Raw genomic sequence first — 13,582 nt, 5'->3', positions numbered from 1 at the left:
GAAACTTTACATCCTTCAATTAAAAGGAAATAGAAGTTTGGCCCTTTTAGCTATACATAAACCACTATTTTATCTACGGGATTTTAATGATAGCTATATAGTTAGTGGCCCTTATCTATGCTTCTCTTCTCATATACAAGCGCAAATCCCACAAAAGGAATATCTCTCATTGGACTCTTTGCTCATTAAAAATTATTTCACTACAACGTTGAGACCCCTATGAGTTTAAATGGGGAAGTATTTACAACTGGAGCTTTCGAGTATAAAATATCAGAGAAAATATATTTAGGCTTGAAGCATGATTATGCCAAATTTGGAACCCATGAGCGCATAACTCTATCTGTAGTTTTACACATAATTTAAACGAAAAGAAGTATTTATTTTTCGCGGTGGACCAACCTATGACATCAACCGAGTTACAGTAACTACGGAAGGAAATTTAATTAACGTTAACCTAGGTATTGGTTATAGAATAAAGAAAAAGATGAAATTAGAAATAGGTGTGCAATTCGGAAGAACTACCATATCTAACCTACCCGCAACTAACCAGTTTTTATTATCCATACGTTTTAGGTTCTGAAACCAAATCACAAAAAAAAATCCGATTACCTCCTGGTAACCGGATTCTTCTCCCAAATAACTCCTCTTGATCATCACGCTATATAAAACTCACTAATTCAAATAATTTTCCGCTGCGGCCACTCGCTCGGACACGTGACTATTCAACTCACTAATAGCTGCCTGAAAGTCTGCACTAGAATTCAAGAATGTAAACCCCTCAACTTCGGCAGTAGCATAAGGTTCTACTAATGAAGCGTAGGCAGCATATTCAGATTGCATAGCACTTACTGTGAATACGTTGTTTACAAATTCCTGTACATAGCTATCATACTTTGCTTTATAGGTTGCGTCCTCATACAAATAACCTATTAACGGCCATTCTGTGTCATTTAAATCAGAGAAATCCAAAGCCAAGGAACCCTGCTGATTTCCTCTCTGTAGCGCTTCATTATTATCCCAAGGAATCCATGCTAGCTTTTCTGTATCAGGATTGTTATATAGGAAATAGTTATGCGTCATTCTACCATAGGTATCCCAATTTTGGATAACCGTATTAACCGCTAAATAGTTCAAGAAAATATCCGTATCAAAAACAGTCTCCAGATTGGTACGCCAAGCTTCTGGATCCGTTGTGCGGTTATCTGCATGCAATGCTGCAAAAAGATTTTCAATATCAGAAAAATCAGCTTCATCCTCATTGGTTTTCTTTACGAATACATCTTCTGAAAAAGTACCTTCTGCAAAGCTAGCACCATCGCCATCTGGCTTGTATAAATTCCCGTCATTATCCGAAAACTGTGTATCTATTACCGTATCATCCACTTCTTCTACCATGGTATACACTCCAAAGTATTCAGGGCCGTCTCCATGATCAACATACACTTCATAGATAGACGCATGTGAGCTGGCCAAACCAGCCTCTCTAAAGACATCAGTCGCTATTTTTTCGCGTAGCATAGATTTATCATTGTAGTTATTCTTTAGGCTTAATTTCTTGAAGCCATAAAAACGTTGATTATCTATTTGCGGATATTCATCTTCAAATTCATCAAAATCTAACTTAAACGATAGTTTTAAAATACCAGCTGACCAGCTTGACTGTAAACTAGAATTACCTTTAAATCGTAATCCTACGCGGTACCATTCCTTATCTTCAAAAAGTACTTCTCCCGGTACGAAAATAGGATCTTCATCTGTCTCTACTAATCCACCGCCACCTGGACCTCCTGACCCAGGACCACTGGTTCCACCAAAATTGCCATAAAGGGAAGTCATGTCGTCCAACATGCTCTGCCAACGTTCTTCTGTAATTACAAGATCTAAACGTTTTACCGTATTATCCTCAAAAACCACATCAAAATTAGGGTCTGCAGATTTGCTATGGGTAGCATCGGTCCAGTCTGTTGCATCAAAATCAGTATCATCATAAGATTCTACATAGGTCGTTTCATCTTGTTCATCCGTTTGGTCATCTATCACTTCCGCATTTTCAGAATCTTCATCGGTAATGATGGTATCATCATCTGCACAGGAAATTATGAAGGTAAAATGGATAGCTAATAGTAGCAGTATACTTATTTTTTTCATTCTATATTCAGTTTATTAGTTTTTGTTACTGGGTAAAGATGCAGAGAAGAAGAATAGCAAATTTATAGAATCTGTGAATGCGGTGGTCTTTTCAGTGAATGGTGATTTCTGGTCTATGGACAATTTTAAAATATCAACGCACTAGTACTAAAACCAGTACCGGCCTAAACATATCATCTTAGTAAATAGCTTGATGCGGTGTATTGAAAAAGTGTAGCTATACACACTTTTCATTTTAAAATTGAGTTTGATTTTATAGCTAAAACTTCAAGCCTTTCAAATGAAAAATATATCATTCTATCTACTTCTCTTTACTATCCTCTCTGTAGTTTCCTGTAAAAAAGATGTTTTAAACTTAGGTAAAGAAGACAAAGCATGAGAAACGGATATGTAAAATATAGAGGGACTAGGGTTACCAAAAATAGAATCCCAAGCAGAATTACCCACAAAAAACAGTCAAGAATAGCTTGTAGACCAGGGCCAAGGGGCCATTCCCAATGATAGAACAGATGCTATTAAAACAACAATAAACCTACAAGCCGCTATTGATTGGGCCCATGAAGAAGAATATGGCCGAGCTATATTTCATTAAGGTACTTTTTGGTAGGTGAAGAAGCAAGCGCAACGTAACAAGGTAGTATTAAAATACATGACAATACGGTGTTTGATGTTAGATAACATTTTGAAACAAGATAATAGTGATTTGAAGTGGGTATCACCATAGAAAAATAGTATACTTCTACCCTATTACAACAATAGTATTATTGGACTATAATGCCGCTTTTGGCCACATATTTTATATCCTGAGTATTACCAATATCCTCTAATGGATTCGTATTTAGGATTTCCCCTTACTTTACATATCGTACATCCATTACTATTATTTTGTTTACATTGCACACCATACTAACTAGTATTTTTTATGACAAAAGCATCTAATACTCGACTTACCATACTTCAAAAAGCATTCGATTTAATTTATAAAAAAGGATATCAAACCACTAGTATAGATGAAATTATAGCAACAACTAATGTTACGAAAGGCGCTTTCTATTATCATTTTAAAACAAAGGATGAGATGGGCATTGCCGTTATTAAAGAGATTGTTAAACCTGCCATGCATAATTTGTTAATTACAAATTTAGACAATGCTACAAAACCATTGGAAGGAATCTATCTCATGACAAAATCTCTTCTCTTAGAAAACTCTTTTTTAAAATTCGAGTATGGTTGCCCTGCCAGTAATTTATCACAAGAAATGGCGCCTTGGAATACTGAATTTTCTGCGGTATTAAATGAGATAACACTAGAATGGTTGACCACAATAGAAAATGTTATAAAAAAAGAGATTATAAATGGTACCGTAAAAGCTGGAATAAATCCCAAACAAGTAGCCTATTTTGTAATTTCTGGTTACTGGGGCATTCGGAATTTTGGAAAAATAACCAATAATATAGATTGTTATCATTCTTATTTACAAGAACTTAAACTCTACTTAGAAAGTCTGAATTCATAATTTAACTCAAAACATACTAACTAGTATGTTATTTATTATCTTTGCATCAATATTTAATTTACATATTGATGTATCAATCGTTTACATACGTGCACTCCATTGTTAGATGGCTTGTTTTATTCAGCCTAATCTATTCAGTATACAGGGCATACAAAGGGTATTTTCAAGGTTTAAAGTTTACCGAGCGAGATAACCTTACAAGACATTGGACCGCTACAATAGCACATATTCAATTGGTTATTGGTATTATTTTATATAGTCAAAGTCCTACCATAAAATACTTCTGGGAAAACTTTGATCAAGCCATAACAGACTTAGAGTCCACTTTTTTTGGGTTAATACACATTATACTCATGTTATTAGCCATAGTTTTCCTAACAATTGGCTCTGCGTTAGCAAAACGGAAACCTACAGACAGTGCAAAGTTCAAAACCATGCTGATTTGGTTTGCACTAGCACTTTTAATCATTTTTATTGCTATTCCTTGGCCGTTTTCACCATTAGCACATAGACCTTATATAAGATAAACATGGGAAATCTATTTAAAACAACTATTGGGAGATTACGTATTATAGCCTATTTAGAAGGTATTTCTCTTTTGATACTGGTTTTTATTGCTGTACCCCTTAAATATTATTTTCACAATCCTAGCTTAACTAAATCTCTAGGCCCTATTCATGGGGCTTTATTTTTACTTTTCATTATTAATACGATGAGTGTAGGTATTGAACAGAACTGGAAGTTCAGTAAAACAACTTGGAAAGTGATTTTAGCCTGTTTTATCCCTTTTGGAACTTTCTATATTGATAAAAAGATTCTTAGTAAACTAAACTTATAACATGGTATTTGTCTTTAAAACAAGTGTTCAATCTAGTTCCCAAATAAAAAGCCTAAAACCCATTCTTGATAGATTACTAGAGGGGTGTAAATGGAATTTTGATTTAGAAGATTGTGATAATATCCTAAGGATAGAAAGTAAATACGATTTAGTTTATAACGTTGTAAACGTATTAAAAAATCAAAATTTTGAATGTGTAGAACTTAAATGAACTTCTTAAAAAGATTTAGAGAAATATAGCCCAACATTTCCTTGAGCATAACGAGGTACCAGTGTTACATCTTTAAATTTTAAGAAAGGATTCCATCTCCATAAATAATCAAAATGATAGACAAGTTTTGTTACCAAGATTCCTACTCCGGCACCTGCAAGTATATCAGAAATGTAATGTTTATTATTGAAAAGCCTTAGGCCACCCGTAACCGCTGCAAACCCATAACCACTATACGCTAAGTAAACATTGGTATCTTTATACTCTTCGTAGACCGCAGAACCAGACGAAAAAGAAATGGATGTATGCCCAGAAGGAAATGCATGTTCATTAGAACCATCAGGTCTAATTTTGTAAATAGAATTCTTTAAGGCTCTTGTGAAAACATCTGTTAGAATCATTGAGACGGCCAGATTCTTGGTCTGATCAAACCAATGGTTTTTAGCTTTGACTCCAACAACATTAGCGATAAATAGTGTTGCTACTGGCGCGTATCTAGTGTAATCATCAAAGTGGGTTCGAAAATCATTGCCAACCCAACCTTGAGCTGTCTCATGAAGTGATTGTTCAAATCCACTATCGGATAACAATATTCCCGTGGTAAGTAAGGAAAGAGGTAAAATAGTCTTTTTGAATAACTGCTTTTTTGGTTTGAATTCTAAACTATCAACTTGGGCAAATATACTTCCTACTGTAAAAAACATCAGAAGTGTGGCAATGTATTTTCTCATATTCAATGTTGTGCGGCAAATCATATTTACTCCAAAAAACGAAACCCTTTTATGTACGAATATGTTGGAACTTCCACAATTTACTAAATGTTTTAGAAGAATTTTGTTTTTAATATCCCCAAATTAATAATATCCGGCGTAATTAGTAATAAAAAAATAAGGCAGGAACGTCATGTTCATGCCCTATTCAACTCAAATAAACAACTCACTATTTAGAATTTTATTCACTCACTAATTTATATGTGTGTATCCAATCTATTTTCATGGTATTCAAAGTACTATCGGATAAGTGTTCTTTTTTAGCCAGCCCTCCTAACCAGTCCGCATCTACAGTCCACAAATCCCATATGATACTTAGCTCTCTTGTAAATTCCCTTGCAGAAGCCACACTTCCCGCAGGTTCTCCATCTAAATAAAACTGAATGTGGGTAGCGTCTTTCCACCATACTCCAAAAGTGTGGTATTCTTCATTCCATGCCACTCCTTTTAGCGGATTCCCATCTGATAACTTACGATTATCATAATTGCCTTTGTTGCGTTTGGTATCATCATTTACCACATGAAAGTACTGAGCGTTCATTTGCCATGGAAAATCTGGCTGGCAGTTGCATGAAGGATTAGAATTGTTTTCTATAATATCGATTTCATTTCGATTTGAAATGTTTCCATTGTTCATCCAAAAGGTGTTATAGGCAGATATGTGTGCATTTTTTATTCTGCTAACTGTATACATAGGATAATTAATTTGAGCTAAGGACATTACTCGAGAGCTCTGAAACCAACGTTCTTTATCATCGTTCAGGGTTGCTTTTATCCAGAGATTACCATCTGTTACTCCTGAATTTTCCCCTATCATTTGGACAGGAACACCATAATTCCATAATGATTTTGTCCATTTAGACGTGTTTAGATTGTTACTCCCAAATTCGTCGGTCAGTTCATCAACGAGCTTCCACTCCATTCCTTCTGGCGCTTGTGGCGGTGTTTTTCCGGTAAAATCATATACCATGTTATTATTTATATCATTCGTCTCATTTTCATCTTCAACACCTTCCGTAGGTGTTAGTGCCTCTTCATTCGGTAATTTTTGTTCAATTTGTTGTGGCTCAGGCTGTTCTTGGGGTTCGCTCTTACAGCAAAGACAAATAAGACTGAGAATTACGGTTCCTATTTTTATAGAATTCATTGAGGCTTTTTTCTATTTCTTTGATTTCACCAAGATACAGGATGAACCCTGTTGAAGTAAAAAAAACCACTGATCAAAAACTTGACATGGGTAAAAATTCACTGTACAATTTCTAACACATTATCTGTAGATGATTGAATATTGACAAATAAGAAAGAAAGTCAAATTTTAATATACTTGACCCAGAATAGGCACAACCGTAGAAATACGTTGTATCCATTTGAAATAAAAAAAGAAAAAATTAGCTTAACAAACCATAATCAGCCACTTCGAATAATGTAAATCGATTTTATATTTTAGAATTTTCCAAAGCCGCCCTTATTTGTTCCCCATCCCAATGGGTATCAAACTCAACAATACCCCTTTTAAAATCCTGTTCTAATAATTTTTCTTGGTGCTCTAGTTCCTTACGTGCTTTAAAAATATAATTTTCATCACCTATTTTCTTCTCTTTGGCCAATCGTTTAAGGCTATCTTCATCGTACTTTATAAAATTCTGGATTTGGCGTTGTAACGTATATTTTCTAAAACCCATTTGACTTAGAACTTCACTGGCCAATTTTAAGGACGTTTCCAAAGATTCTCTATAAATATGGTCTATCTCCATATTTAAAAACTCGTAAGCAGCATACCGATCCCTAGCACGCACCATTAGCTTTACTTGAGGGTATTTATTCTTTACGGTTTTTGCTAATTGTTTTACCACCTCCGGATTATCCATGGCACAAATCAAAATATTAGCTTCCGTTATACCTGCAGACTCTAGTAAATCTGTTCTGGTTGCGTCTCCATAATATACCTCAAAACCCATTTTACGTAGAAAATCCACTCTATTGGAATCATGGTCCAAAATAGTTGCTTCTACACCGTGAGTGCGTAAAAAGCGACCAATAGTACTCCCGAAATGACCAAAACCTACTAAAATTACTTTCTGAGATTTCGCTATATGATCCATTGGTCTTTTTATAGATTCCTTCGTGCCTAATCGTGGTAACAAAACCCGTTCGTTTATCATTCCGATAATTGGTGTAACGGTCATTGTCAAGGCTGTGACCACGAGCATAATATCCAATTGCTCCTGCTCCAAAATATTTAAGGAGAAAGCAAATGACAGCAGTACAAAAGCAAATTCCCCTACCTGAGCCAAACTAAACGTCAGTAATAATTTTTGATTCAATCTTAATTTGAAAAGACTTCCCGTAACAAATAGCACCAAACCTTTTAAGAGAATAACAGCAACTAGAATGCCTCCTACAGTCAAAGGACTTTTAGCAATAACAATAAAGTTTATAGAAGCACCAACTGCCATAAAGAACAGACCTAGAAGCAAATTTTTAAAAGGCTCCAATGTGCTTTCAAGCTCGTGCTTAAATTCGCTATTTGATAAAACTACACCTCCTAGAAAAGCGCCCAATGCCGGACTTAAGCCTACCAACTCCATCAAAAACGAAATACTAAAAACAATAAGCAAAGCCGCAGCTATAAGCAATTCACGAACTCCAGTTTTGGCAACTTTACGTAATAGAGGAACAATTAAAAAACGGCCTGCTACAACAATTGCAGCAACAGAAACCAAGATAGCCAAGGTTTGCAAGCCTAAAGGTAAATTTTGAAGTAAATTAGCATGCTCCCCACTATTTTCTGTTTGTGTTTTATCTGTGTTTACCAATAAAGGCAAGGCACCTAACATAAAAATCACGATAATATCCTGGAAAAGTAAAATGGAAAAAGATGAGGTCCCGAAAGTAGTGTTCAAAAGTCCTTTTTCCTTTATGGTTTGGAGTGCTATAGCCGTAGATGATAAGGCTACTGCCATGGAAAACGTTAAAGCTACCTTCCAATCAAAACCAAACAAAACGAACAAAAAATAGGAAAGTAACATGGTGCTTGCGACTTGAATACCCCCCATACCCATTATAGTCTTCCTCATTTTCCAAAAGTTTTTGGGTTCTATCTCCAATCCTATTAAAAATAGCATCATTACCACCCCGAACTCAGCAAAATGCAAAATATCCTCACCTTCATTTCCTATAAATCCCAAGACGTACGGCCCTATTAATACACCTGCAATTAAGTATCCTAAAACAGAACTAAGCCCTATGCGCTTGGCTATAGAAACACAAATAATAGCGCCTAATAAAAAGACAATAGCTTCAAAAAGAATACTCCCCGTCATAGCTTTACGTATTTAATTGTGCAATATCATTTAAAAAAGAGGTGCTGCCTATATCGACAACTACTAGGTCCTGAATCAATAGATCTAATAATTTATCATATTGATCGGCATACGCATGCAAAGTTTCATCTTCTATTTTATGGGTACCCATCACCGCAAAAGGAGGCAAGTAACCCATACCACATAAGTTGGCCGTTTGTTGAAATGGACGTAAAAAATCATTTATAGCATAACAATTGGTACCGTTTTCGCAATACATAGCTTTAGACCCTCCGGTTGTAATTACGTTTATCCATTTTTTATCTAAAAGTGCATTTCCGGAGGGGCCATAAGCCCAACCAAACTCCAATACCATATCTATCCACTGCTTCATTAATGGAGGACAGCTATACCAATAAAAGGGGTAATGAAAAATGATAATATCATGTGCCTCCATTAATGTCCTTTCCGCATCTACATCTATATTAAAATCAGGGTAACACTCATATAGATCATGAAACGTTACCCCTTTCCGATTTTTGACTTTATCAACTAAAATAGCATTGGCCCTAGATTTTTCGAATTTAGGGTGAGAAAACAAAACCAATATATTCTTCATTTTACTAATTTAGTTGAAAATGATAAGTAACAAATCAATCTAGTTATTATTTAAAAGAAATATAGGCATTAATTAGTCCTTCTAATGTAAAACAGTTGTATTACTTAACTCAACCAATTCTTTAATTTTTTCATCATCATAGGCATCTGGGTGTGCTTGAGCATAACTTCCTTTATCATTATCGAAATAAGCGTTTGTTTTCGCTTTGTCGGTCATACTTAAATCATAAAGAATATCTACTCCCTTTTCTGCAGGAGACCAATGTTGACCGTAGGCTTCCTTTGCCATTTTGGTATTCAATAACGAACCTGGGTTCACGGCAACAACCAAAATACTTGGTTCTTTTTTTGCCAAATCAAAACTCCACATGGTCAACGCTAATTTACTTTGAGCATAAGCATCATTAGCCCCTAAATTCATTTCACCTTTTAATGCACTTAAAGAAACTGGGGATTGTGCCGCAGAACTAAGATTTACAATTCTAGGTGTATCTGACTTTTTCAATAACGGTAATACCGCATTTGTAAATTGATATGGTGCTAAATAGTTTACTGTTAAACGAACATCTACTCCGTTCGAAGCAGTATCAGTTTTAGTTTTCAAAACACCGGCATTGTTTACCAAAACATCAATTTTCAGCATTTTTTCAGCAACTTCTTTTGCCATTTGTTTAACCTCTGACAAGTTTGAGAAATCAGCTAAAAAACCTACTATATTGTCATTCTTTGATTCCGCTTTGATTTCGGTTACAGTAGCCTTTAACTTAGCATCGGTTCTACCATGAACGCCAACAAAATGACCTTCTTTCGCCAAACGAAGCGCCAGTAGCTTTCCTATACCGTCTGTGCTTCCCGTAATTAATATATGTTTCATTTTTTAGACTTTAGTATTTTATAAATGGAATTTTGGCAGAATATGTTCTGCCAAAATTCTGTTTTCTTTTATTTTTAAAACGGTGCAAAGGTATCTTTGGGACCTTCTGGTAAACTCCAACGCTCGCGAGCCGTAATATTTTCTGCTGCAACAACTTTTGATGTTGAATTATCAACACTACCATAACTACTTGCACCCCCTCGTGGTATTTGCATACGATCTCCATACAACCATACAACCAAGTTACTACGTTGTCCGCTAGTAATTGGATGGGTAGCATGAGGTACTTTGCCAGTATGAATTATTGCCTTGCCGGGTTCAAAGATAGTTTGAACAACCTTTCTTGTAGACGTATCATGAAAATCGACTTGTGAACCTGTAAATTTTTCTTCAGGTAAGTTAATATTGATATTCAAGGTAGCTGCAGAAGCATCCGTATGGGCATGCAAATCTTTATCCTTATCTGGATTGTACTGAATAGAAAAACCAAAGGTTTGGTTATCGTAGCCATAAGTACCTAGTAATAAACGGGCGATCGGACGCATATAGCGATCCATGATTTCGTTGTAAAATGCCTGAAAATTGGGTGCAGCAAGATGACCTTCTGAACGTGGGTCTAACATAACGCCATAACGATTCAACTGAATGCCATAAGGTGCACGTCTGGGAATTTCAGAATTTACCGTAGCTTCTAGATATTTACGAAAATCTGCTAGACGTTCCAAATCAAAAAACTGAGCAGAATATACCCCAGGAATAATCTCTTCCCATAAATCAGCAACAGCATTTTCCTTTTCTGGATTTTTCCAAGCATCGTTTATAGCTTTTCTTAATTTCGGATCAAGTAAGGTTTCATCAGGAACTAGCAAACCGTCTTTGTTTTCAATTTCCCATTCGCTCCAAGCATCTTCAAGTAACTCTCGGTTACTATTCCAAAATTGTGACACAGAAGGATCACGATTTAGTGAAGCTTCGCGAGTTGGTAGTTTAAGCGCACGAGCTTGTGCGAGTGCATTTGTATTTGTTATTGTTTTCATGATATATTTGTTTTAATCAAAACCTCTTTAAAAGTATTTTGGTTTTATTTACTTATTCTGATAACAAAGGTAGTATGAGACAGCAGTAATTTTTTGGTAGTAAAAACGGTTGTTTAGGTAAATTTCAAGGTTTTTTTTTAAAGCAAAAAAATGCCCCATTTCTGGGGCATTCAACAGTACATATTAATCGACATGTTTAGAGCCTGCAACTCTAATCTTACTACATATTTTATTTACTATTATTTAGTTTTCAACCACAACTTTACCAATAGCTGTACCACTAGCTAAGTGTGCGTAAGCATCACCTACTTGCTCTAATGAAAATTGATTTTCATCAACAATCGGAGTTAAATGACCTTCGTTAGAAATTTCAGCTAATTTTTCTAAAATACTACCGTGATTTTCTCTTTTGAAGTTATGTAACATCGGAATCAACATAAAGACCACGTGTAATGATGCTCCTTTAAAGTGCAACGGAGTTAAATCGATTTCCAACAAGGAAACCGTTGTGGAAATATGACCGTTTAGGGCAACTGCTTCCATAGAGTTTGTCAGGTTTGGACCACCAACGGTATCAAAAACAACATCAAAACCACCATCGGTATATTTTGCTGTATAATCTGCTACTTTTTCAGTTTTAAAATCGATAAAGGTTGCCCCGAATTTTTCAACAATTGCTTTTTGTTTGTCACCTGTACCAGTAGCAAAAACTTCTGCTCCAAAATATTTAGCCAGTTGTACCGCTAAATGACCAACACCGCCAGAACCACCATGAATTAATACTTTTTGACCTGCTTTTACGCCTGCTCTTGTCAAACCTTCATAAGCTGTAATTGCAACTAAAGGTAAAGCTGCAGTTTCGCGCATAGTCAAGTCTTTTGGTTTGTGACCAATTAAACTACTATCGGCTACAATGTATTCTGTCAATGTTCCAGGTAAATCTGCTAATCCACCAGCACAACCGTATACTTCATCGCCTACAGCATAACCCTCTACACCTTCTCCAACAGCTTCAATTACTCCGGAAAAATCCATACCTAATAAAGCTGGAGTAGCAGGAGACAAAGGTAAATCTGTCCCCATATTTTTAATCATCATATCAATAGTATTGACACTAGATGCCGCTATTTTCACTAAAACGTGATTTACTTTTACAGCTGGTTTTGCTATTTCTGAAACTTCAAAATTTGAATTTTCTCCGTAACTGTTTAATAACATTGCTTTCATAATCTTTCTTCTTTATTTATTTCGTTAATATTTAATTGTTTTTCGTTGTTCGTTGTTCGTTGTTCGTTGTTCGTTGTTCGCTGTGCGCTATGCGCTCTACATAAAAATTGAAAAGCGATATGCGAAATGCGCTTGGCGCAAAGCGTATGGCGCTCAGCGCCTTAATTCACTTCTTGAATATCCATCACCATTTGCTCCCAATTCTTTTGGTTATTATGGTCAAACTGTGCTCCGTTATCATCTGCATAGGCAAATCTTTTTATTGCAGGAGTTCTACTCGTAGCTTGAAACAATTGGTATGCTTCTTCTTTTAAAGCTTCTTTTATTGGTAAATCTATGGACGCGTATACTGCACGTTTACTAGCGGCAATAGAATCTGCTGGAAATTGAGATATACGTTGTGCTAAGGCATCTACATAAGCTCCAATTTCATCTGCGTCTAAGGCTTTGTTTATAGTCCCGAATTTTTCAGCTTCATCGGCATCCCAATCTCTTGCTCCTAGAATAATTTCTAGTGCTTTTCCTAATCCTGTTTGTCTAGCCATACGAGACGCTCCACCACCACAGGGTAAAATTCCCATGCCAACTTCCATCTGCATGAACTTAGCCTTTCCTCTAGCTGCAAAACGCATATCTAACGCCAACGCCATTTCATTTCCTCCTCCTCTTGCAAAACCTTCAATTTTCGCAATAGTTGCTTGTGGTACCTTGCTCAGTCTTTCCAATACCGACTGAAGATCTAATAATTGCACTTCATTTCTTGGAACAGCTTCTGTAGACATATCTTTTAATAGGTTCGTATCATAATGACATACCCAATATCCTGGATTTGAAGATTCAAAAACCACAACTTTTACGCTTCTATCTCTTTCTAACCGTAAACAAAGGCTGCTTAAATCTGCTAACATTTCTTGTCCTTGTACGTTTACTGGTCCAAAGTTGATATCAATTTTTAAAATTCCGCCTTTTTGTTCTGCCGTAAATGTTTGAAAATTCTTGTAGTCCATAATAGTATGTTTTTGGTTGATATTTATTCTGTAT

The 13,582-nt window shown here is 35.7% G+C and carries 12 protein-coding genes; 3 read left to right on the top strand and 9 right to left on the bottom strand.

What is annotated here, in order from left to right:
- Positions 1-672 precede the first annotated feature (672 nt).
- Positions 673-2,148 carry a CotH kinase family protein gene (locus KO521_RS07285; protein ID WP_215939236.1) on the bottom strand — a complete coding sequence of 492 codons (1,476 nt, stop codon included), beginning with the start codon at positions 2,146-2,148 and terminating at the stop codon, positions 673-675.
- A gap of 922 nt (positions 2,149-3,070) precedes the next feature.
- Between KO521_RS07285 and KO521_RS07280 the strand changes: the two genes are divergently transcribed.
- From KO521_RS07280 to KO521_RS07270, 3 genes are all read left to right on the top strand, one after another.
- Complete coding sequence (locus KO521_RS07280) at positions 3,071-3,664, top strand: TetR/AcrR family transcriptional regulator (RefSeq protein ID WP_215939235.1); 594 nt, start codon at positions 3,071-3,073, stop codon at positions 3,662-3,664.
- Positions 3,665-3,732: 68 nt separating this feature from the next.
- Positions 3,733-4,191 (top strand): hypothetical protein, encoded by a 459-nt coding sequence (locus KO521_RS07275; protein ID WP_215939234.1) that lies wholly within the window; start codon positions 3,733-3,735, stop codon positions 4,189-4,191.
- Between the two features lie 2 nt (positions 4,192-4,193).
- Positions 4,194-4,502, top strand: coding sequence for a DUF3817 domain-containing protein (locus KO521_RS07270; RefSeq protein WP_215939233.1), 309 nt, complete (start codon positions 4,194-4,196; stop codon positions 4,500-4,502).
- Between the two features lie 216 nt (positions 4,503-4,718).
- Here KO521_RS07270 and KO521_RS07265 read toward each other — a convergent pair whose 3' ends face one another.
- The 8 genes from KO521_RS07265 to KO521_RS07230 form a co-directional block, all read right to left on the bottom strand.
- Positions 4,719-5,444 carry a phosphatase PAP2 family protein gene (locus KO521_RS07265; RefSeq protein WP_215939232.1) on the bottom strand — a complete coding sequence of 242 codons (726 nt, stop codon included), beginning with the start codon at positions 5,442-5,444 and terminating at the stop codon, positions 4,719-4,721.
- A gap of 220 nt (positions 5,445-5,664) precedes the next feature.
- Positions 5,665-6,630: a family 16 glycosylhydrolase gene (locus tag KO521_RS07260; RefSeq protein WP_215939231.1), complete on the bottom strand. Its 966-nt coding sequence runs from the start codon at positions 6,628-6,630 to the stop codon at positions 5,665-5,667.
- A 289-nt stretch (positions 6,631-6,919) separates the two neighbouring features.
- Positions 6,920-8,806, bottom strand: coding sequence for a monovalent cation:proton antiporter-2 (CPA2) family protein (locus tag KO521_RS07255; RefSeq protein ID WP_215939230.1), 1,887 nt, complete (start codon positions 8,804-8,806; stop codon positions 6,920-6,922).
- Between the two features lie 4 nt (positions 8,807-8,810).
- A complete protein-coding gene (locus tag KO521_RS07250) occupies positions 8,811-9,404 on the bottom strand; it encodes an NAD(P)H-dependent oxidoreductase (RefSeq protein ID WP_215939229.1) in 594 nt (197 codons plus the stop codon).
- Positions 9,405-9,485: 81 nt separating this feature from the next.
- Complete coding sequence (locus tag KO521_RS07245) at positions 9,486-10,277, bottom strand: SDR family NAD(P)-dependent oxidoreductase (RefSeq protein WP_215939228.1); 792 nt, start codon at positions 10,275-10,277, stop codon at positions 9,486-9,488.
- Between the two features lie 74 nt (positions 10,278-10,351).
- Positions 10,352-11,314 (bottom strand): 2OG-Fe(II) oxygenase, encoded by a 963-nt coding sequence (locus tag KO521_RS07240; protein WP_215939227.1) that lies wholly within the window; start codon positions 11,312-11,314, stop codon positions 10,352-10,354.
- 243 nt (positions 11,315-11,557) lie between these two features.
- Entirely contained in the window at positions 11,558-12,541 is a 984-nt protein-coding gene (locus tag KO521_RS07235) for a zinc-dependent alcohol dehydrogenase family protein (protein WP_215939226.1), read from the bottom strand.
- Positions 12,542-12,702: 161 nt separating this feature from the next.
- On the bottom strand, positions 12,703-13,548 hold the full coding sequence (locus KO521_RS07230; protein WP_215939225.1) for an enoyl-CoA hydratase/isomerase family protein: 846 nt from the start codon (positions 13,546-13,548) through the stop codon (positions 12,703-12,705).
- Positions 13,549-13,582: the final 34 nt, after the last annotated feature.

The organism is Zobellia uliginosa (assembly GCF_018860745.1).
GTDB lineage: Bacteria > Bacteroidota > Bacteroidia > Flavobacteriales > Flavobacteriaceae > Zobellia > Zobellia uliginosa_B.
The sequence above is the reverse complement of the archived record's forward strand: the minus strand, read 5'-3'. Positions and strand labels throughout refer to the sequence as shown.